The sequence below is a fragment of the Bradyrhizobium sp. LeoA1Lang genome, from assembly GCF_055413685.1.
The window spans coordinates 1-20,223 of record NZ_JBVAPG010000004.1 but is presented as its reverse complement, the minus strand read 5'-3'; the positions used below and the strand labels follow the sequence as shown (position 1 = coordinate 20,223).

The following is a 20,223-nucleotide window of genomic DNA, read 5'->3' as shown; positions in this document are numbered from 1 at the left end:
GCGCAACATCAGGCAGGTCGTCCCCATCACCGCTGTGGCGAGCACGGTCGACCAAAGCGCGGCGTCGCTGGCCAGTCTGACGCAGCGCTGGCCGAAGGTCGGGAAGTAGCACGTTATCGGGCCTTATGACCGCTTTCTGCCGGCTGCACAGAGAGAGTTCCGCCTATCGTTCCGTCATGCGAACACTCGGGCTGGACCGCTGCGTCATCGTCCAGCCAAGCATCCGGTGCGCTATCGTGCCATGCCCGGCGACGGCGATGTGCTCGATGCCTTGTGGGCGTGGCTGCCGGACGAGCAAACCGTGAGACACGTGCTCGTAGAAAATCCTGAAAAGCTCTATGGCTTCGCCGCAAAGCCGTGACCATCATGCCACGTAAGCCGAGTTGCGCAGAAAGATTAGACGTGACAGAACCAAACAGGTGCCCCCCATGGAAGAGCGCTCCGAGTTAGCGGAAAGAATTCTCGATCAAACGGCCGATGCGGTGATTTACGCCGATCGCTCCGGCGCGATTGCCCGCTGGAATCCCGCCGCCACCGCGTTGTTTGGCTATTCGTTGGAGGAGGTGCTCGGCCAAAGCCTCGATCTGATCATCCCCGAGCATCTGCGGGCCGCGCATTGGCGCGGCTTTGAGGCCGCAATGGCTGGCGGCGCCATGAAGCTTCAAGGCAAGCCCACGCTGACCCGCGCCTTGCACAAGAGCGGACGCAAGGTCTACGTTGAGATGACATTCGCGATCGTCAAGGACAGCGCCGCTGGCGAAGTGCTTGGCTCGGTTGCCGTGGCACGAGACGTGACCGAACGCATCGAACGAGAGCGTGCCGCGACCCGTGCCTCCTGAGATGTTCGCAGATGCCACTTTCAACCGGCCCGGCAGGATCGTTGATGCGTCCGTGATAGCCAAGTTTTCTTGGACGTCCGGCAATGCCGCCATCGACGCTGCGTCAATCACGGCCCTCTAAGGCACCCTTGATCGAGGCGGGGGCCTGCGCGAAAACGAGGAAGTCTGCTATGCGGTTGTCTAGAGTCGCTGTTTTGATGCTTAGCGCTGTAGCTACAGGCTCAATGTCCGTATCTGTAGCGATGGCCGCTTCTGACTGTCCCAGATTACTGGAAGTAGCGGATTGGGGCGAGAATTCGACCGGCGACATTAGCGTCACCTCTGGAGAAAGTTGCCTATTTCCGATTACGATACGCGGCACGGTGAGTAGCTCGGACATTTCACAGAAGCCGGCGCACGGCAGCTTGAAAAAGCTCAACATGACGACTTACGAATACAGGGCGAAGGCTAGGTATAAGGGAAGCGATGCCTTTGCCATCAAAGCAGTGGGACAGGGGCCGACGGCTTCTGGCACATCGGTAATCACTGTGCACGCGACGATCAAATAGTGTTGCGCGGGTCCACAGCGCCAGTGCCCGCACCGGGTTGCCGGCGGCACCACACAATAGAGGTTAGCGCCAACCAAGCGCGGGAGCGATGTGAGTCAGGATCGCCTCGATGACGTGCGCGTTGTAATCCACGCCGAGCTGATTGGGCACGGTCAAGAGCAGCGTGTCGGCCTCCGCGATAGCTTCGTCCTTGGCCAACTGCGCAATCAGCACGTCCGGCTCGGCGGCATAGCTGCGGCCGAAGATTGCTTTGGTTTTTTCGTCGATGAAGCCGACCTGGTCCGCGTCCTGACCACTGTGTCCAAAGTAGGCGCGGTCCCGGTCGTCGACCAGCGCGAAGATGCTGCGGCTGACTGACACGCGAGGCTCGTGCTTGTGACCAGCCGCGCTCCAGGCCTCGCGGAAAGCCCGGATCTGGTTGGCTTGCTGGACGTGGAACGGCTCTCCGGTCTCGTCGTCCTTCAGGGTGGAGCTTTGCAGGTTCATGCCCAGCTTGGCCGCCCAGACCGCGGTGGCGTTCGACCCGGCGCCCCACCAAATGCGGTCGCGCAAGCCTTCCGAGTACGGCTCGAGGCGCAAGAGGCCTGGAGGGTTCGGAAACATCGGATGCGGATTGGGCTTTGCGAAGCCCTCGCCGCGCAGCAGCTCGAGCAGGATCTCCGTATTGTGCCTGGCCATGTCGGAAGCGGTCTCGCCGTCGCGTGGAACGTAGCCGAAGTAGCGCCACCCATCGATAACCTGCTCGGGTGATCCGCGGCTGATGCCGAGTTGCAAGCGCCCGCCGGCAATGAGGTCGGCCGCGCCCGCATCCTCGGCCATGTACAGCGGGTTCTCATAGCGCATGTCGATGACTGCCGTACCGATCTCGATCCGGCGGGTCTTGGCGCCTACGGCTGCCAGCAACGGAAACGGCGAGGCGAGCTGACGAGCGAAATGATGCACACGGAAATACGCACCGTCCGCTCCCAACTCTTCGGCGGCAACGGCAAGATCGATGGATTGCAGAAGGGCGTCGGATGCCGATCGCGTCTGCGATTGCGGTGAAGGCGTCCAATGCCCGAACGATAGAAAGCCGATCTTTTTCATAGACATTCAGTGTAAACCCTTGGGACGCATGTTCGAGGTTGCTGCCCGTTGGCAATCCGGATCAGATGCGCGCGATCGCGTGAACGCCCTGTGCGCACGATCCGCCGCAGCAGGTTGCGAGCGTCGATAGCATCATTGACCTATATTTTGATACATTCGATGAGGCAATATCCCGTCGTCATGGCCTGCGGTGCCGTAGAACGTGTCGAATTTAGTCTGCAGAATGGACAATAGCGAGATGAATGAACAGACCCCGCATGGCCCGCGGAGCACGCTGCTGGCGGTTGAAGATACCGAATTTCTGCTTCGCGACGAGATGCGATCGATCCGCTTTGCCCTCGAATATGCCAAAGCCGAACTCGCGTTGCGGGATTGGGGGATCCGCTCGACTATCATTGTTTTTGGCAGCGCGCGTGTGCCGTCTCCGGAGCAGGCCGCGGCCGCCGCCGAAGCGGCTCGGACGGAGACCGAGAAGAGGGTGGCCGAGAGATTGCAGCAGCAAACCGAGTTCTACCAAGTCGCGCGCGAATTCGGGCGCATCGCTTCGCAGCGCGGCGGCGCCTTCGATCCCAAGAACCGGTGGCGCGACAATGTTGTCGCTACTGGCGGCGGCCCCGGCATCATGGAGGCGGCAAACCGAGGCGCGTCCGACGTCGGTGCTCCAAGTATCGGATTCAATATTACCCTGCCACATGAGCAGATTCCCAATCGCTACATCACGCCAGAGCTCAGCTTCCGATTTCACTACTTCGCAATGCGAAAAATGCACTTGGCCATGCGTGCGAACGCTCTGGCGATTTTTCCCGGCGGTTTCGGAACCATGGACGAGATGTTCGAGGTGCTGACGCTGCAGCAAACGCAGAAGGCCCCTCCAGCGCCCATTGTGCTGTTCGGCGAGAGCTATTGGCGCAAAATCATTAACTTCGAGGCCCTCGTCGAGGAGGGCATGATTTCTGCGGCCGACCTCGGTCTCTTTGAATTTGCGGAGACCGCGGAAGACGGTTGGGCCTCACTGGTTCGCCGTGGCTTGCGTGCGCATGGTACTACCCCAGCCGGTTGATCGGCGACGGACGGCGCGGAGCAAACGGTATCCGCTTTTCCGGATCATGCTCTAGTCGTGCAGGAGCATGTCGCCCGCCACCGGATCGCTGACGCGCACGCGTTCTGCCTTCGATGCAATTTGCAAGTCAGACCTTTCCGCGAGGGGGAGGGCGCAGGCTGAATCGTCGTCACGAGGTTGCCGCGGCAACAGCAGCAAGATTGAACCTGTCAAAACCAGGGCCGCAAGCCGGATTGCGATCACACCCAGCAAGACATCCGATCCGCTTGCGGCAGAATGATTTTTCATCATCGCAGCATGACCGACACGGGTAGGCTGGACAATCTGGAAATACCGGCGACTGCCTTCGCCAGGAACGAAGGCTTATCGCGATTGTCTGACTGCGACGGTGCACTTCAGGCTCGACACGCATCCGTCTAGCTCGCCAGATCTCGTCGGCGCAGTCGGCAATATGTTAGACCCAGCCACCATCGACGATGTAGTTCTGGTTGGTGCAGGCGCCGCTGTCGTCGGCGGCGAAGAAGAGGACGACGCGGGCGATGTCGTCCGGCACCAGCTTGCGCTTAAGGCATTGCCGCTGCATGATTTCGGCCTCACCTTCGGGCGTCAACCACAGATCCTGCTGTCGCTGGGTCATGATCCATCCGGGCAGGATGGAATTGACCCGCACATTGTTGGGCCCAAGATCGCGGGCGAGCGCACGGGTTAGGCCCTGAACCGCCGACTTGGCGGTGGTGTAGCAGGGCATGTTGCCCTGGCCGATTACCCAACTCACCGAGCCGATATTGACGATCGAACCGCCCCCTGCCTGGATCATATCCGGCGCGACCGCCTGGGCGCTAAAGAACTGATGTTTCAGATTGACCGCGATCCGCTCGTCCCAGTATTCCGGCGTGACGTCCTCGATCGCGTGACGGTCGTCGCGGGCCGCGTTATTGACCAGGATGGTGATCGGTCCGAACGCCTCGCGGACGCCTGCGACCGCGCGTTTCAGGGCGGCGATGTCGCGCAGATCGGCGTGCTCGAAGTGCACACTCGCATGCGCCGGCAGGCTGGCCAGTAGCCGCTGTGAGGCCTCCACATCGATGTCGATGAAACCGACCCGCGAGCCTTGGCTGACGAACCGGCGGACGATGGCCTCGCCGATGCCGGAACCGCCGCCGGTCACCAGTACAGTCAGGTCCTTGAGACTTGGATAGATGGCGCCCTGCATTGGCATCCTCTCGATTTTGCGCCTGAAGGGCGTCGGTTGCGTTGGCTGCGGCTCAAACAAGGGTCACGGCTCCCGGTGTTCACTCGGTCGTCTCGATGTGGCTTCGGTCCACGACCCGCAGCGTCCGCCGCACCATGCCGTCGACAATTGCCGCCGACTCGCTTGGACGCACATATATTGCCGTGGACTTGAGCAGCCACGGTAACACAGCCTGGTCGAGCCGCTCCTCATAGGCGCGGCGCATCATGTCAAATGCCTGCAGGCCGGGGCCCGCCAGGATGACATGGTGCGGGCGCAGCACCGATATCGTTGCGGCGACCGCCTCTGCAAGCGCGTGGCCCGCCTGCCGGAATAAGTGCTCGAGACGGGGATCGCCGCCCAGTGCTCGCTCGCGCAGCAGAGCCATCTGCGCCTCGGACGGCTGCTGCGACGCCGCCGGCGGCAGGTCAAGAAAGGTGCGGGCGTCGCGGTAGAGCGCATAGTCGGCGAGATAGGCCTCGATGCAGCCGCGCTGGCCGCAGCGGCATTGCGGACCGTTCGGCGCCAACTTGACATGGCCGATCTCGCTGCCGGCGCCGGCGCCCCAGCGCGCTTCACCGTCGACAACGACGCCCATCCCGACGCCGTGGCCGACCATGATCGTGGCCGAGAGGCCCTGCGCCAGTGCCGGCTCCGCGGCTGCGAGGGCCAGCGCAACTGCGACAGCGTCGTTCGCCATCACGACCTCGACCCCGAATGCCTGACGCATCGGCTTCGCCAGATCGATGTCGGTGACCGACAGCGCCGGACTCCACAGATGCCGCCCGGTGTCGGCGTTCACGATGCCCTGCAGCGCAATCCCGATTCCCAACAGTCGATGGCGCGGCGTTGCCGTCGCGTCAAGCATAGCATCGATCTGTGCGATCATGAGATCGCACAACGCATCTGCATCGAGAGCGCGCGTCGTGAGTGCAAGTCGCGATTGCGCCAAGCCAGAGCCACTGAAGTCCGCGATCAGTGTCTCAATCAGGTTCATGCGTAGCGAGACCGCAATGATGCGGCCAAACTCCGGGTTCAGGGTCAGCAGTACCGCCGGCCGGCCACGGCGACGGCCATTCGGCCCGTCCGCATCCTCTTCGTCGGTATCGTCGGGCCACGACGTTGCCACCCCGGCGTCGGTCTCGGCCTCGCACAACAGTTCTTCCGCTATCAGTCTCGACGTTATGGCCGAAATGGCCGCGAAGCTCAGCCCCGTGCTGCGGGCGAGCTCCACGCGCGGCAATGGTCCCTGACGTCGCAAGACTTCGACGAGGCGGCCGCGATTCGATCCGCGGGCCACGCTTGAAGCACGTCTCGGCGGCTCGGGCTGCTCATCCATGCGGCCATTTTTAATTCGCTCAGTGAAATTAATCAACGTGTGAGACGCAGGAGATGGCCAAAAAGAACAATGAAGGCTACCTTATCGTACCAATTATACTATCGTTGCGCGAGAAAATCGGCAACAACATCCTTGACTCGAGGTTGTGTTCCGATAATTTATTCGCAGTGTAAACAAAATAAGGCGCAAGAAGCGCCGTGGGTGGATCCCCTCATACCGGGGTGACGACAGGGAGGTGCACATGAAGAGCTCAATGAAGACATTGATCGTGCCGCTGCTGGCGGGCGCAGCCGCGCTCGTGATGGCCACTGGGGTGCAGGCGCAGCAGAAAAAGACAATCGCGCTGGTGACCAATGTCGCGGCTGACTTCTGGACCATCGCCGGCCGCGGGCTCGAGAAGGCGCAGAAGGAGCACCCGGAATACAATATCGAGTTGATCGTCACCAACGATGGAACCGCGGCGGGCCAGCGGCGCGAGTTGGACGACCTGCTGGTACGCGGCGTCGCCGGCATCTCTATCTCTGTAGACGATGCGCCGCACGCAACCGAACAACTCAACAAGGTTGCGGCCAAGACCGTGTTGATCACGACGGACAGCGACGCGCCGCAGAGCAATCGTCTCGCCTATATCGGCACCGACAACGTCGCGGCTGGGCGGCAGGCGGGCGAGGAGATCAAGAAGGCGCTGCCGAACGGCGGCAAGATCGCGCTGTTTGTCGGAACGATGGACGCTGACAACGCCCGCGAACGGGTGCAGGGTATCAAGGAAGCGATCGCCGGCACCCAGGTCGAGCTGGTCGACGTGTTCACCGACCAGGTGGACTTCGCCAAGGCTAAGGCGAATATGGAGAACGTACTCGTCAAATATCCCGACATTGCGCTGTTGTCCGGCCTGTGGAGCTACGAGACACCGCTGATCTATGACGCGGTGAAGGCGGCGGGCAAGGTCGGCAAGGTGAAGATTGTCGGCTTCGACGAGGACCAGCGCACGCTGCGGGGCATTTCCGACGGCACGATCGAATCCACGGTCGTGCAGCAGCCGTACGAGTTCGGCTATCTCTCCGCCACCAACATCATCAAAACGCTGAACGGCGACAAGTCCTGGATCCCGTCGGACAGCAAGCTGATCGTGCCGACCAAGGTGATCAGCAAGTCCAACGTCGCGGAGTTCACCGCATCTCTGAAGGAACTGCTGAAGAAGTAACTTCAGTATGCTTCACCGCCGGGCTGCCACAGGCGGCCGGGCGTTGTGCGGGAGGAAACGCCAAATGGCGGAAACGCTGCTTGAACTTGCCGGGATCAGCAAGACTTATCCCGGTGTCAGGGCCCTCGACAACGTCAACCTGCGCGTGTACCGCGGCGAGGTGCTGGGCCTGATCGGCGAGAACGGCGCTGGCAAATCGACGCTGATGCGTGTGCTGGGCGGCGTGATCGCGCCGAGCGAGGGCGTGATCCGCATCGGCGGCAACGACCACGCCCGGATGACGGTGAGCGAGGCGACGCGGGCCGGCGTCGCCTTCGTGCACCAGGAATTGAACCTGTTCGAGAATCTCGACGTCGCGGCCAACGTATTCATTGGGCGCGAGAAGCTTATTGGCGGCCCGCTGAAGCTGGTGGACAACGCGGAGATGCGCGCCCGCGTGACGCCGCTGCTGGAGCGGCTGGGCGCCGATTTCACGCCGAACACGCTGGTCGACGACCTGTCCATCGCGCAGCGTCAGATGGTGGAGATCGCCAAGGCGCTCTCGATTGACGCCCGCGTGATCATCATGGACGAGCCGACCTCCAGCCTGACAATTTCGGAGACAGAACGGCTGCTGGAGGTGATTGCCGACCTGAAGGCGCACGGCATCTCGGTGATCTTTATCTCTCACCGGCTGGGCGAGATCATGACCTGCGCTGACCGCGTCGTGGTGCTGCGCGACGGGCGCACGGTAGGGGAGCTGGCGCGGGACGAGCTGAGCCATGCCGCAATGATCCGGCTGATGATCGGCCGCGACCTGAAGGCGCTGTATACGCCGCCGAAACGGCCGTCGCAGCCGGGCGGCTGCGACATCGTCGGCCTGGTGACATCAGCCTTTCCCGACCGGCAGATTAATCTTTCCGTGCGGCGCGGCGAGATTCTCGGCCTGGCAGGGCTCGTGGGCGCCGGCCGCACCTCGCTCGCCCGCGCGGCCTTCGGCATTGACCCGCTGCTGGGTGGCGAGATCAGGATCGACAACGCGCCGGTCGGTGTCGCGTCGCCGCGGGATGCGATCAGGCAAGGGGTCTATCTGGTGCCGGAGGACCGCAAGAAATCCGGGCTAGTGCTTGAACTGCCGATCCGCGAGAACGTGACGCTCGCGAGCTTGCTGAACTATGCGCAGATGTGGCTGGTAAACGGCGCGGCCGAGCGCAAGGTCGCGAAAGAACAGGTTAGGAGCCTGTCCATAAAGGCGCCGAGCATCGATATGGAGGCCGTGACGCTCTCCGGCGGCAACCAGCAAAAAGTGGTGCTGGGCAAGTGGCTTTCCATGCAGCCGCGAGTGATGTTCTTCGACGAGCCGACCCGTGGCATCGATGTCGGTGCCAAGAGCGAGATCTATGTGCTGATGCGCGACCTCGCCGACCAGGGCGTCGCGATCGTGATGATCTCCTCGGACATGGAGGAGGTCATCGGCGTCTCCGACCGGGTGGCGGTGATGCATGAAGGGAGTGTCAGCGGCGTGCTCGAGCGCGAGCAGTTCAGCGAATACAACGTGTTGCGGCTGGCGGTCGGCCAAGCGCTGGAAACCATGGAAGCCGCGGCGCCATGATGAAGAAAGAACTCGGCCTGTGCCTGCTGCTGGTGGTGATCTCCGCGATCACGGGCGCGATCAATCCGGCCTTCCTATCGTTGGTGAACTTGCTGAATATGGCCAATCTGATCGGCCTGTTCGGCGTGTTCGCGCTCGGCGTGGGGCTTGTGATCATCACCGGAGGCATCGACCTTTCGGTCGGCTCGATGTTCGCGCTGCTTGGCGTCGTATTCGTCGACCTTCTGACGACTTATCAGATTTATTGGCCCTTCGCGCTGCTGCTGGTCCTGCTGGGCGGACTGGCGCTAGGGGGCATCCAGGGTTTCCTGATCACACGGCTGAAAATGCAGCCCTTCATCGTGACACTGTGCGGGTTGCTGATCTATCGCGGCGCCGCCCGCTACTATACGAGCGATTCGACACGCGGCTTCGGCTACGGTGACGAGGCCAGCACACTGAGCAACATCGCCTCCGGCAATATCGCGGGCATCCCGAACACCTTCGTCTTCCTGATCATCCTTGCGCTGATCCTCGGCGTGCTACTGCACCGCTCGGTCTACGGGCGCTGGCTCTATGCCGTGGGCAAAAACGAGGAAGCGGCGCGCTTCTCCGGTATCAACACGGATATCGTGATCGCGACCGCCTACATCATCAGCGGCGGGCTCGCCGGGGTTTCGACCGTGTTGTTTGTGTTCTACACCAACTCAGTCTCTCCAAGTTCGTTCGGCAACTTCTACGAACTCTATGCGATCGCGGCTGCCGTCCTGGGTGGGTGCAGCCTGCGCGGCGGCGAGGGCTCCATTCTCGGTATCGTGCTGGGGACGGCGCTGCTGCAGGTGCTGCAGAACCTGGTGAACATCCTGGGCATTCCCAATTCCCTGAACTTCGCAGTGATGGGGACGGTGATTCTGCTCGGCGTGCTGGCGGATCAGCAATTGCAGAGCCGTCGGCGGCGCAAGATGGCGCTGGCCGGCCTGGCCCGTACGGCGCCGAAATCGACACTTGTGCAAGGAAAGCAAAGCGCATCACCGCGCGGCGCGGCTGCGTTGCCAACGAGTATGGGCGATCAGGCATGACAGTTCGATAGAGAACCACGACCAGGCGCTCCAGATGGCCGCTTCTTCGGCAGCCAAAATCGGCGTGTGCTGGGAAGGGAGCACGTTCCAGGCGCGAGGCTTTGGGCGGGGACGTGACACAAAATAAACAAAGCCGGGGACGCTGGGAGTACCAGAAGATGTTCTTGCATAGGTCTGTAAACGCCGCACGTGTGTGCGGCGTGGGGATTGCTTTGTCGTCTCTGTTGAGCGGTGGAGCGCATGCGGCCGATTTTTCAACGAAAGCTCCGCCTCTTCCTTATGTCGCGGCGGATGATTTCTGGACAAGGCCATACCTGTTTGGCGATCTCGGCAGGACCAAGCTGAAGGAGCAGGGCATCGATATTGGCCTGACGCTGGGTAATGAATCCGTCGGCAACCTGTCGGGCGGAAACAGGAACACCGCGGCCAACGCCGGACAACTGTGGTTCGGGGCCAAGCTCGATATGGCGAAGCTTGCCGGCATCCCGGGCGGCACGGTCGGCCTCACGCTGGTCCAGCGTTTCGGCGACAACCTGAATACCGAGGCAGGCATTCCGGCCTTGCAGTTGACCAACGAAGTTTTCGGCCGCGGCAACATCTTTCGCCTGACCCAACTCTACTACTCGCAGAAGCTGTTCGATGACCGCCTTGAACTGAAGGGCGGCCGTCTTCCAGTCGGCTCCGACTTCTTCTTCGGTCTGTGCGAGTTCATCAACCTGACCTTCTGCGGCGGCCAGCCCGGCAACATCCTGGGGGGCTACATCTACAACTGGCCGGTGAGCCAATGGGCCGGTGTCGTCCACTACAACTTCGCCAAGGAATGGACGTTTTCGGTCGGCGTCTACGACTCCAATCCGAATTATCTGACGACCTCAGAACCCAGCACGTACTTCTTGCCGGGCATCCCCTCCTCAAAACCAGTCTCGGGTGTATTCGTGCCGATGGAGCTGACCTGGAGCCCGAGCGGTGCCCTGTACGGGACCTGGAGATTGGGCGGCTGGTACGACAGTCAGTCGACGATTGATGGTGGCCTCCCGGGTATCATTGTTACCATCCCGGGTGTCGGCGGTGTTCCGGATCAAAATCTGGGAGATCAAAGAGGCCGCTTCGGCGTTTATGAGTCGATCCTGCAGCGGTTGACCGTTGATGGTCCCGGCGCGCTGGGTTGGTATACCTTCCTCAATACGACCGTCGCCGATCACCGGACGTCGTACCAAGATTACCAGATCGCCTGGGGCGTCAAGCACACCGGGACGTTCGCCTCGCGCCCCCAGGACGAAGTCGGCTTCGCGGTGGGCACGACCCACGTGAATTCGGCCGCTCTCAGCCCGAATGCAGGCGGTAACGAAGTTCCGATCGAAGCTTGGTACGGCTGGCAGGCAACCGGCTGGATGAACCTCAAATTCGACCTCCAGTATGTGATCAATCCCGGCGGGCGCGGGTATAATCCCGACGGCGTGAAGACCGACAATGCCTGGGTTCTTGGTATGCGCACCGAGGTCCACTTCTGAATGGTAACCCCTCACGTTGCCGGGCAGCCGGTCCTGGAGTTGAAAGGCATCGGCAAGGAGTTCGGTGCCATTCGCGCGCTGCACGGGATCGACATGCGCATCTTCCCCGGCGAGGTGGTCGGCTTGATGGGAGACAACGGCGCCGGCAAGTCGACACTCGTCAAGATCATCGCCGGCAATTTCCCGCCGAGTCACGGAGAGATTCGCTTTGACGGCAAGGTGGTTCATTTCGCCCGTCCGATCGATGCCCGCGCGGTCGGAATCGAGGTGGTCTACCAGGACCTCGCGCTCGCCGATAATCTCACGGCGGCAGCCAATGTCTTCCTCGGCCGCGAGCTCAAACGCAAATTTGGTCCGTTCGCCTTTCTCGATCACAAGGCGATGGCGGCGCGCGCGCTGGAATTGTTCGGAGAGCTGCGGTCGGAGACCCGTCCGCACGACCTCGTCAAGCAGATGTCGGGCGGTCAGCGTCAGGCGGTGGCGATCGCGCGGACGCGGCTCTCCAATGCCAAGCTCGTGATGATGGACGAGCCGACGGCCGCGATCTCGGTCCGCCAAGTCGAGCAGGTCTTAAGCCTGATTCACCGCCTGAAGGAGCAGGGAGTCGCGGTGATGCTGATCTCGCACCGCATGCCCGACGTCTTTGCGGTCTGCGACCGCGTCGTGGTCATGCGCCGCGGCGAGAAGCGCGCCGACAAGGCGATCGGCGACACCAGCCCCGAGGAAGTCACCTCCCTCATCACGGGAGCGAAGGAGGCCGCGTGATGGCCACGCCCCCGGAATCTCCCATCATCACCTTCACCAATGTCGGCAAGGCCAAATGGTGGCAGAGCGGCATCTTTGCCTCGCAGACCGGTTACGTCCTGCTCGCGCTTGTGGCGCTGTTCGTGGTGATGAACTTCGCGAGCCCCTATTTCTTCACCGAAGGCAATATGCAGAATGTGGCGAAGAATTTTTCCTTCATCGCCATCGCGACGCTCGGCGTGACCTTCGTCATTATCACGGGCGGCATCGATCTCTCGGTCGGCTCGATGATGTGCTTTTCCGCGATGATCACCTCGATGGTCATGACGCACATCTCGACGCCGGGCACGCCTGCCGCGGAGTGGTTCGTGCATTTGGCCGCCGACGGCAAGACCGTGATCGCCAATGTGCCGGGTTTGATCCTGCTCGTCTCGCTCCTGGCGGGCTCGGCGTCGCGCTGATCGTCGGCCTCGTCAACGGCTTCTGCATCGCGGTGCTTGGGCTGTCGCCTTTCGTCACCACGCTCGGCATGCTCTCGATCGTGCGCGGCCTCGGCTACGTCGTCTCCAACGGCCGCGGCAGTTTTCCCGGCGGCCCCGACGCCGATTATTTCTATGCGCTGACATCGGGCGTTGTGTTCGGCATGCCCGCGCCGTTCATCTATCTCGTGGTTCTCGCGGTCGCGATGGCGGTCGTGCTGCATCACACCAGTTTCGGCCGTCACGTCTTTGCCCTCGGCGGCAATGAGAAGGCGGCCGCGCTGACCGGCATTTCGGTCGTGCGGGTGAAGGTCGAGGTCTATGTGATCTGCGCGCTCGCGGCGGGTCTGCAGGGCATCATCATCTCCGGCTGGCTGGGATCGGCGCCGGCAAACATGGCGACGTCCTACGAGCTCAACGTCATTGCGGCCGCCGTCATCGGCGGAGCCAATCTCGCCGGCGGCGTCGGCGGCCCGCTCGGGGCCATTGTCGGCTGCGTGCTGCTCGAGGTGATCCGCAACGGCCTCGTGCTCGCGCAGGTCAACTCCTATTGGCAGCAGGCCCTCGTGGGCGTGATCATCATCGTGGCGGTGCTGGTCGATCGCATCCGATCGCGCATGGCCTAGAGAGTTCCTCCGGGAGGATAACGAAATGATCGTCTATCCGCCTCCCGGAGCCGCTGATTTCAGGGATAGACACAAAAATGTGGAGGGAAGCAATGAGGAAGGTACTTCTTGCCGGCATGGCCGTCGCCTTGATGGCGACGCCGGCGTTTGCTCAGAGCTACAAATTCGTGATCGTGCCCAAGGCCATGAACAATCCGTTCTTCGATTTCGCGCGCGACGGCTGCCAGAAACGCGCCAAGGAGCTCGGCAACATCGAATGCATCTACAAAGGTCCTGTCGAGCACGAGCCGGCGACGCAAGCCCAGATCATCCAGGATTTCATCACCCAAAAGGTAGACGGCCTGGCCATCTCGGTCGCCGATGTTGCCGCGATGACCAAGTCGATCGAGGCCGCAACGGCAGCCGGCATTTCCGTCATCACGTTTGACTCGGACGCGCCGGGCTCGAAGCGGATTGCCTACATCGGCACCAACAACAAGGAGTTCGGCCTCGCGCTTGGCAAGCAATTGCTGAAGCTCCGGCCCGATGGCGGCAAATACGCAATGGTCTCCGGCGGGCCGGGTGCGGAGAATTTGGCCGAACGCGTCAATGGCGTCCGCGAAGCGCTCAAAGGTTCGAAGTGGACCGAAGTCCCGGGCTCGCCGACCTTCTGCAACGACGACCCCGCGCTTGGCGTGCAGCAGATGACGGATCTGCGTACCGCGACTCCTGACCTCGCGGCGATCATTCCGATCGGCGGATGGCCCATGTTCGCGCCGGAAGGCTTCAAGGCGTTCGCCAGCAAGAGCAAGAAGGACATGGACGCTGGCAAGTTCACACTCGTCGTGGCCGACACCCTCAGGATGCAGCTCGAGCTTCTGAACGAGGGTTATGCCAATGCGCTGGTCGGCCAGCGTCCGTTCGAGATGGGCGAGAAATCGATGGATACTCTTCTTGCAATCAAGAAGGGCCAGAAGGTGCCGGAGATCATCTACACTGGTCTCGACGTTGTGACGAAGGACAACATCGCGAAGATGTTGAAGTAGGAACGTCTTGACCGGATTTCTACGGCGCAACGGACTAGAGCATGATCCGGAAAAGTGGAGACCGGTTTTCCGAAAAAGATCATGCTCAAACAAAAAGCTAGAGCGGGATGACGATTCGAAGAAAAGTCATCACGCTCTAGCGTCGAATCGCAAAGTCCTTCGATGCTCGCCGATATTCCCAATTGGCCTGCTCAAGTTCTGGTCGATCGAACTCTGCCTCGGGGTACCCGACGCACAAGTAGCCAATGAATTTCCAGGAGTCCGGTACTTCAAGAATCTCGTGGATGCTGGCTGGGTTCAGGATCGATACCCAGCCAACCCCGATGCCCTCTGCACGCGCGGCGAGCCACATCGAGCAGATCGCCGCGACCACGGAATATTCGGCCGTTTCCGGCATGGTTGCCCGCCCGAGGCCATGACCCACGTCGCCTGCGGTTTCCGCGAACACGGCCAGGTGTCCCGGCGCCTGTTCGAGGCCTGAGAGCTTGAGGGCTGCATATCGGGCCGCGCGTTCGCCCGAATAAGACTGCAAGGCATCAGCATTGCAGGTCTTGAAGTTTTCGATCACGGCCCGGCGTCTCGTCTTGTCCTCGACAATGACGAACCGCCAAGGCTGGCTCAGGCCGACCGAAGGGGAAAGGCAGGCGATCTCGATGAGCCGCTCGATGGCGTCGCTCGGGAGCGGATCAGGACGAAACCGCCGGACGTCGCGGCGCCACACGAACAACTCGCGCAGTTGCCGGCGAAAGGATTCGTCGAAGGAAACCATCAGGGCTCACGGTTCTGAATCGAATAATGATGCGGGATCAGCAGCACGGCGATTTCGCCGATCTGTTCGAACGCGCCCAATCTGTCCCCCAATTCGTCGCGTTGCAAGCCACGCCGTCATCACCCTGGCCAGCGAAAGCAGAATCAGGGCAAGCACGGCCTTGGCCGGCCCAAGACCAAGACAAAGACCAAGACAAAGTTCTTAGGCAATAGCTGCGGTGCCGGCGATGAGTTCGAAGGAGCGCAGCCGAACTGCGTGATCGTAGACATCGGACACGATCATGAGTTCGTCGGCGCCTGTTTCCGCAACGAGCGCATCGATGCCCGAACGAACCGTATCGGGCGAGCCGACGATGGAGCGCGCGAGCATGCTCATCGCCTGCGCTTTTTCCGCAGGCGACCAATAGCTCTCAATATCGTCGATCGGCGGCTGGCTCAGGCCCCGCGCGCCGCGGAAGATGTTCGTGAAGGACATCTGCTGGGTCGTCGCCAGCCTGCGCGCTTCGTCATCGCTGCCGGCGGCGATGATGTTGACGCCTACCATCGCGTAGGGACGGTCAAGTTGCTCGGACGGTTTGAAGCGGCTGCGGTAGATCTGCAGCGCGGGGATGAGCAGTTCGGGTGCGAAATGCGAGGCGAAGGCATAGGGAAGCCCGAGTTCTGCTGCCAGCATCGCGCCAAAATTACTCGATCCGAGAATCCACAACGGCACTTCCGTTCCCGCCGCCGGCACCGCCTGGATGCGCTGATTGGGACCGGCTGGAGCCAGAAAGGCCTGCACTTCGAGAACGTCCTGCGGGAAGTTTTCGGCCGCTTCGGGCGTACGGCGCAACGCGCGCAGTGTAAGCTGGTCGGTCCCCGGTGCACGGCCCAGCCCGAGATCAATGCGGCCCGGAAACAGGCGCGCCAACGTCCCGAACTGCTCGGCGATGACGTAGGGGGCATGGTTGGGGAGCATGATGCCGCCCGCGCCGACGCGGATGGTTTTTGTTCCCGCTGCGATATGACCGATCACAACCGACGTCGCGGCGCTCGCGATGCCCGGCATGTTGTGATGCTCCGCCACCCAAATGCGGCGATAGCCCCAAGCCTCGGCATGGACCGCGATATCGCGAGCGTTATCGAGCGCGCCGCGGGCATCGGTGTCTTCAGTGACGCGGACGAGATCGAGGATAGACAGTGTCGTCATAGGAGCTCCCGAACGAAACCTTCTGTGTGAATGACGCTGCCAGAGATACCTGGCCGCGTCCAAGCTTGTCCGAAACGGCAGGCTTCATTCGATTCTTGTACCCCATATGGGCACTGTCTCCGCGTGGGTCAATCTGCTGAATCCGGTCCGCGATCGACCAACAGCGCCGACTGCAATCAGCACCGGGCGCGTCTCTGCGCCAACGACCGCTTCTGGGAGATGGTGCTAGGTATAAAGAACATACGCCGAACTGCTCCTTGCGTTTTAGGTCTTGATAGGTTTTAAGCCCGGTGACTTCACGATCACAGGTACGAACGAGAAGCGAACCCCGTGGCTTGTCGCCCTTTAATCAGAGTGACGTAGCCCTGGTAGCTCATGCGTTTCAAAACTGTTCTGAGCCTCCACAAAGGAATCCATCATGGCCAAGATGACCAAGAATCAGTTGATTGATGCAATTGCAGAAGGAACGCAGGTTTCCAAAGGAGACGTAAAGGCCGTCATCGAGCAGATGGCGACCGTAGGCTATAAGGAACTGAATGAATGCGGCGAGTTCGTCATTCCCGGCTTCGTCAAGATGTCAGTCGTAAACAAGCCTGCTACCGAAGCCCGCAGCGGCGTAAATCCTTTCACGAAAGAGCCTATGGAGTTCGCGGCCAAGCCAGCCAGTAGGTCCGTCAAGGCCTCACCTCTGAAGGCGGCTAAAGACGCTGTTTGAAGCGGATGGGTTGGTTGAGGCCTGTTCGTTCGCCTGAACTGTGGGTAATTCCATCACACGGGAAGCGGCGCCTGCTTGCTGCTGTTGGTGATTTCCATGATTGTAGGTCTGCGAGAAGCGAGCGCGCAGGACGCAGAATGCATCCACGAGCGCGCTGCCATGGTCGAAACCATCCGCGGTTACACCCGGTCCCAGGCCGGTGTTCTTGGACAGCGCGAGCCGTCACGCCGCAGGGCATCGCGGTACGGCGAGAAGCCAACCACAGCTAGGACGCCCGCACTCCGTCTTCTATGAACGCTCTATTTCGTCGGGCAGTCCTACCATGGGTTTGTCGATGTCATCGACAAACCCATGCGAAGGTGGCCGCAGCCGCTCGCCAAAGTAGCGTTTACGTCCTGGCCGTGAGGCCGGTCGGAATGCACGATGATGACGGACCAACGCGACGAAGGTAGATACGAAAGCTTAGGCGACGATTACCTCGTGAAGCACCGTCACTGTGGCTCGGATCCTAGTGATGGTGGTGGCGAGAACGGTGGTGATGGTGAGGACGGTGGTGCCCCCAACCGACGCGGGGAGGGACGTAGGTGGGCCGGCCGTAGAGAAGGACATCGCACCCGGCTCGACGATCGGCATCACCCTCAAGGGAGCAGACGGAAACACCGGGCAGACGAAGTTCAAGAATTGAGCTTTCGCAATTGAATCTTCTAATCGGAGTGCCGCGATCGCGACGCTCCAGCGTGGAAGACAGGAACGCAACGGTGGCAGCGAACGGAACAGGCCGAGATCTGAGATTGGACCTCGCGGATTGGCGAATTGGGCGATCTTCCTCGACCACATTCCAAACAACGCGGTCGCATGGATCACGATGAAGAACTATGGGTTCAGCGACGCCGCGGACCTGTTTGTCTTCATATCTGGCTACACGGTCGCGCTCGTCTACTCCCGAACGATGGCGGCCAAAGGCTTCCTTGTGGCCGCAGTCGGCATCCTGGCGCTAGCCTGGCAGATCTACGTCGCGCATATCCTGCTGTTCGTTTTCTACGTCGTCGCCATCGCCTACATCGCGGAACGGTACAATCATGTGCATCTGCTTGATGAATTCAACGTCCGACTATTAATTGCGCAACCGATCGAGTTCCTCAAGCACGGCCTCGAGGTCTTCATTGGCGCGGCCCGCCGGTCGTTTGTGTGGAATGGTCGGCGGTTCGTGGCGGCCAGCCGGCCAAGTAGGGAGCCGCTATAGCTGTCCGCCGCAAACCGGCTGACGCAGCTAAAAACGCGTCCGAAAGAGCACGGGATCGAACTTTGGCCAGCATTCGGCACTTCGATAGAGCAAACGGCCGATAAGGAGGCTCCGATGGATGACAATGAGTTTCGCGTTTGGAGCCATAAGGCCGCTGATTGGGGCGTGAATTATCGCCGAGGTCTGCGCAATCGTCCCGTCCGGGCTCAGACAATGCCCGGAGCCACTTTCAATGCCATTCCTCCAAGCGCGCCCGAATTGCCGGAACCGATGGACGCCATTTTTGCGGACTTCGAAAGGATCGTGATGCCCGGTATCACCCATTGGCAGCATCCGCGGTTCTTCGCCTATTTCCCGGCCAATGCAGCCCCCGCTTCAGTGATCGCCGAGCAATTTGTCGGCGATCGCCGCCCAATGCATGCTTTGGCAAACCTCGCCATCTGCAACCGAGTTGGAGACTCGTGTTCTGGACTGGCTGCGCCGGGCGCTCGGTCTGCCTGAAGGCTTCAAGGGTGTCATCCAGGACTCCGCATCATCGGCAACGCTGGCGGCAGTTCTCGTCATGCGCGAGCGCGCACTGAAATGGTCAGGCAACAGGCAGGGACTGTCGGGTCAACCGCGATTGCGGATCTACAGTTCGGATCAGGTGCACACCTCGATCGATCGCGCCATCTGGATTTCGGGAATTGGCGAAGACAATCTCGTGCGCATTCCGGTCCTTGGCGAAATGCGCGGCCTCGATGTCGCAGCATTGGACGCTGCGATCGTCTCGGACCAACAAGCTGGTTTTCTACCCGCGGGCATTGTCGCCAGTGTCGGAGGTACCAGCGTAGGCGGAACTGACAATGTCGCAGGGATCTGTGAAGTCGCGAGACGACACGATCTCTACGTTCACGTCGATGCGGCGTGGGCCGGGTCCGCGATGATCTGCCCAGAGTTTCGCCATCTGTGGGAAGGAGTCGCGCTGGCCGACTCTCTGGTTCTCAATCCCCATAAATGGCTTGGCGCGCAATTCGATTGTTCCGCGCATTTTCTGCGCGATCCCGAAAGCCTGGTGCGAACTCTGGCCATTCACCCAGAATTCCTCAAGACGCACGGCCATGACGGCATCATCAATTACTCAGAATGGAGCATACGGCTTGGCCGCCGCTTCCGTGCCTTGAAGATCTGGTTCTTGCTGCGGGCCTATGGGCTAGATGGGTTGCGCAACATGATCCGCAATCATGTGCGCTGGTCGGAGGCGCTGGCCGCGCGGCTGACACAGACAGCCGATTTTCGCGTGACAACCAGGCCCATACTCTCATTGTTCTCGTTTCGCCATGAACCGAAGAACGTTGCCGACCTTGATGAACACAACCTTCGACTGATCAATGCGATCAACAACGACGGGCGGATCTATCTCACGCAGACCAAAGTCGATGGGCAGTTCGTCATCCGATTTCAGGCGGGTTCATTCGATATGACAGAAGCCGATGCGGATGCCGCATTCGACGTGATCATCGAAATTGCTCGACAAGTGAGTGCGCGAGCAGCATCAGCTTAAGTTCCACGGACGCAGGGTTCGACATCGCTTCCTGGCCGCCGTGACAGATTTCGTTTCCTATCCTGAACCCGCCTGTTAACATCTTCTCGCGTGGTCGCGTTCTTATTCTTAGTGATGAATTTCGGATTATGACAGGATGCGCGAGGGAAAGCCCGTCATGCTCGCAAGGTTCATCGGCACCGTCCTGGCTGTCATAACTGTCTGTGTGACCACATGGGATGGAAATGCATATGCAGAGATATTGATCACGACTGCCACCATATCGCGGGGCGAGTTAGTAATCGTAGGAAGGGTTAGTCTTACTGCGTCACGAGTTTTCGTCGCGTGTTTGGAGCTGGGTGGCGCCACAGCAGGGACATCTCTGTAAGGTGCTGATCAGCGCTCGGATCAAGCGCAGCCGCATGGTCGCGATCGAGTTTGGGAC

The 20,223-nt window shown here is 60.9% G+C and carries 15 protein-coding genes and 3 pseudogenes; 12 read left to right on the top strand and 6 right to left on the bottom strand.

Annotation, left to right across the window (positions count from 1 at the left end):
* Nucleotides 1–428: 428 nt before the first annotated feature.
* Nucleotides 429–839 carry a PAS domain S-box protein gene (locus ACZYOF_RS02290; RefSeq protein WP_463714662.1) on the top strand — a complete coding sequence of 137 codons (411 nt, stop codon included), beginning with the start codon at nucleotides 429–431 and terminating at the stop codon, nucleotides 837–839.
* A 611-nt stretch (nucleotides 840–1,450) separates the two neighbouring features.
* On the opposite strand, the gene ACZYOF_RS02285 is transcribed toward ACZYOF_RS02290, so the two are convergent.
* On the bottom strand, nucleotides 1,451–2,473 hold the full coding sequence (locus tag ACZYOF_RS02285) for an LLM class flavin-dependent oxidoreductase (protein WP_282527925.1): 1,023 nt from the start codon (nucleotides 2,471–2,473) through the stop codon (nucleotides 1,451–1,453).
* A 238-nt stretch (nucleotides 2,474–2,711) separates the two neighbouring features.
* On the opposite strand from ACZYOF_RS02285, the gene ACZYOF_RS02280 reads away from it, so the two are divergent.
* On the top strand, nucleotides 2,712–3,533 hold the full coding sequence (locus ACZYOF_RS02280) for an LOG family protein (RefSeq protein WP_207234366.1): 822 nt from the start codon (nucleotides 2,712–2,714) through the stop codon (nucleotides 3,531–3,533).
* A 51-nt stretch (nucleotides 3,534–3,584) separates the two neighbouring features.
* Here the strand turns inward: ACZYOF_RS02280 and ACZYOF_RS02275 are convergent, their stop codons facing one another.
* The 3 genes from ACZYOF_RS02275 to ACZYOF_RS02265 form a co-directional block, all read right to left on the bottom strand.
* Nucleotides 3,585–3,821 (bottom strand): hypothetical protein, encoded by a 237-nt coding sequence (locus ACZYOF_RS02275; RefSeq protein ID WP_130576649.1) that lies wholly within the window; start codon nucleotides 3,819–3,821, stop codon nucleotides 3,585–3,587.
* A gap of 166 nt (nucleotides 3,822–3,987) precedes the next feature.
* Nucleotides 3,988–4,746, bottom strand: coding sequence for an SDR family NAD(P)-dependent oxidoreductase (locus tag ACZYOF_RS02270; protein WP_130576651.1), 759 nt, complete (start codon nucleotides 4,744–4,746; stop codon nucleotides 3,988–3,990).
* Nucleotides 4,747–4,825: 79 nt separating this feature from the next.
* Complete coding sequence (locus ACZYOF_RS02265) at nucleotides 4,826–6,103, bottom strand: ROK family protein (RefSeq protein ID WP_463714661.1); 1,278 nt, start codon at nucleotides 6,101–6,103, stop codon at nucleotides 4,826–4,828.
* Between the two features lie 241 nt (nucleotides 6,104–6,344).
* Between ACZYOF_RS02265 and ACZYOF_RS02260 the strand changes: the two genes are divergently transcribed.
* From ACZYOF_RS02260 to ACZYOF_RS02230, 7 genes and pseudogenes are all read left to right on the top strand, one after another.
* Nucleotides 6,345–7,307, top strand: a complete 963-nt coding sequence (locus ACZYOF_RS02260; protein ID WP_463714660.1) for a sugar-binding protein — start codon at nucleotides 6,345–6,347, stop codon at nucleotides 7,305–7,307.
* A gap of 64 nt (nucleotides 7,308–7,371) precedes the next feature.
* On the top strand, nucleotides 7,372–8,898 hold the full coding sequence (locus ACZYOF_RS02255; RefSeq protein ID WP_130582544.1) for a sugar ABC transporter ATP-binding protein: 1,527 nt from the start codon (nucleotides 7,372–7,374) through the stop codon (nucleotides 8,896–8,898).
* A complete protein-coding gene (locus ACZYOF_RS02250; protein ID WP_130582545.1) occupies nucleotides 8,895–9,956 on the top strand; it encodes an ABC transporter permease in 1,062 nt (353 codons plus the stop codon). Before ACZYOF_RS02255 ends, ACZYOF_RS02250 begins: the two co-directional genes overlap by 4 nt.
* A 158-nt stretch (nucleotides 9,957–10,114) precedes the next feature.
* Complete coding sequence (locus ACZYOF_RS02245; protein ID WP_463714725.1) at nucleotides 10,115–11,467, top strand: carbohydrate porin; 1,353 nt, start codon at nucleotides 10,115–10,117, stop codon at nucleotides 11,465–11,467.
* Nucleotides 11,468–12,232: an ATP-binding cassette domain-containing protein gene (locus tag ACZYOF_RS02240; protein ID WP_463714659.1), complete on the top strand. Its 765-nt coding sequence runs from the start codon at nucleotides 11,468–11,470 to the stop codon at nucleotides 12,230–12,232.
* Nucleotides 12,232–13,316 (top strand): annotated as a pseudogene (locus ACZYOF_RS02235) (ABC transporter permease). Before ACZYOF_RS02240 ends, ACZYOF_RS02235 begins: the two are co-directional and overlap by 1 nt.
* A 92-nt stretch (nucleotides 13,317–13,408) precedes the next feature.
* Nucleotides 13,409–14,341 carry a sugar-binding protein gene (locus ACZYOF_RS02230; RefSeq protein WP_463714658.1) on the top strand — a complete coding sequence of 311 codons (933 nt, stop codon included), beginning with the start codon at nucleotides 13,409–13,411 and terminating at the stop codon, nucleotides 14,339–14,341.
* 136 nt (nucleotides 14,342–14,477) lie between these two features.
* Here the strand turns inward: ACZYOF_RS02230 and bluB are convergent, their stop codons facing one another.
* A complete protein-coding gene (gene bluB / locus ACZYOF_RS02225; protein ID WP_463714657.1) occupies nucleotides 14,478–15,110 on the bottom strand; it encodes a 5,6-dimethylbenzimidazole synthase in 633 nt (210 codons plus the stop codon).
* Nucleotides 15,111–15,311: 201 nt separating this feature from the next.
* Nucleotides 15,312–16,298: an LLM class flavin-dependent oxidoreductase gene (locus tag ACZYOF_RS02220; protein ID WP_463714656.1), complete on the bottom strand. Its 987-nt coding sequence runs from the start codon at nucleotides 16,296–16,298 to the stop codon at nucleotides 15,312–15,314.
* A gap of 418 nt (nucleotides 16,299–16,716) precedes the next feature.
* Here ACZYOF_RS02220 and ACZYOF_RS02215 point away from each other — a divergent pair, with 418 nt between their 5' ends.
* From ACZYOF_RS02215 to ACZYOF_RS02205, 3 genes and pseudogenes are all read left to right on the top strand, one after another.
* A complete protein-coding gene (locus ACZYOF_RS02215; protein WP_130224561.1) occupies nucleotides 16,717–17,013 on the top strand; it encodes an HU family DNA-binding protein in 297 nt (98 codons plus the stop codon).
* Nucleotides 17,014–17,771: 758 nt separating this feature from the next.
* Nucleotides 17,772–18,166, top strand: a pseudogene (gene opgC, locus ACZYOF_RS02210) (OpgC domain-containing protein); the annotation flags it as partial.
* Nucleotides 18,167–18,370: 204 nt separating this feature from the next.
* Nucleotides 18,371–19,799, top strand: a pseudogene (locus ACZYOF_RS02205) (pyridoxal phosphate-dependent decarboxylase family protein).
* Nucleotides 19,800–20,223 lie beyond the last annotated feature (424 nt).

What these genes read in the sequence shown, in the direction of transcription:
- ACZYOF_RS02270 (WP_130576651.1), bottom strand. Translation starts at nt 4,746, where the DNA reads ATGCAGGGCGCCATCTATCCAAGTCTCAAGGACCTGACTGTACTGGTG.
- ACZYOF_RS02220 (WP_463714656.1), bottom strand. Translation starts at nt 16,298, where the DNA reads ATGACGACACTGTCTATCCTCGATCTCGTCCGCGTCACTGAAGACACC.
- ACZYOF_RS02275 (WP_130576649.1), bottom strand. Translation starts at nt 3,821, where the DNA reads ATGAAAAATCATTCTGCCGCAAGCGGATCGGATGTCTTGCTGGGTGTG.
- ACZYOF_RS02215 (WP_130224561.1), top strand. Translation starts at nt 16,717, where the DNA reads ATGGCCAAGATGACCAAGAATCAGTTGATTGATGCAATTGCAGAAGGA.
- ACZYOF_RS02280 (WP_207234366.1), top strand. Translation starts at nt 2,712, where the DNA reads ATGAATGAACAGACCCCGCATGGCCCGCGGAGCACGCTGCTGGCGGTT.
- ACZYOF_RS02240 (WP_463714659.1), top strand. Translation starts at nt 11,468, where the DNA reads ATGGTAACCCCTCACGTTGCCGGGCAGCCGGTCCTGGAGTTGAAAGGC.
- ACZYOF_RS02230 (WP_463714658.1), top strand. Translation starts at nt 13,409, where the DNA reads ATGAGGAAGGTACTTCTTGCCGGCATGGCCGTCGCCTTGATGGCGACG.
- ACZYOF_RS02285 (WP_282527925.1), bottom strand. Translation starts at nt 2,473, where the DNA reads ATGAAAAAGATCGGCTTTCTATCGTTCGGGCATTGGACGCCTTCACCG.
- ACZYOF_RS02260 (WP_463714660.1), top strand. Translation starts at nt 6,345, where the DNA reads ATGAAGAGCTCAATGAAGACATTGATCGTGCCGCTGCTGGCGGGCGCA.
- ACZYOF_RS02245 (WP_463714725.1), top strand. Translation starts at nt 10,115, where the DNA reads ATGTTCTTGCATAGGTCTGTAAACGCCGCACGTGTGTGCGGCGTGGGG.
- ACZYOF_RS02290 (WP_463714662.1), top strand. Translation starts at nt 429, where the DNA reads ATGGAAGAGCGCTCCGAGTTAGCGGAAAGAATTCTCGATCAAACGGCC.
- bluB (WP_463714657.1), bottom strand. Translation starts at nt 15,110, where the DNA reads ATGGTTTCCTTCGACGAATCCTTTCGCCGGCAACTGCGCGAGTTGTTC.
- ACZYOF_RS02265 (WP_463714661.1), bottom strand. Translation starts at nt 6,103, where the DNA reads ATGGATGAGCAGCCCGAGCCGCCGAGACGTGCTTCAAGCGTGGCCCGC.
- ACZYOF_RS02255 (WP_130582544.1), top strand. Translation starts at nt 7,372, where the DNA reads ATGGCGGAAACGCTGCTTGAACTTGCCGGGATCAGCAAGACTTATCCC.
- ACZYOF_RS02250 (WP_130582545.1), top strand. Translation starts at nt 8,895, where the DNA reads ATGATGAAGAAAGAACTCGGCCTGTGCCTGCTGCTGGTGGTGATCTCC.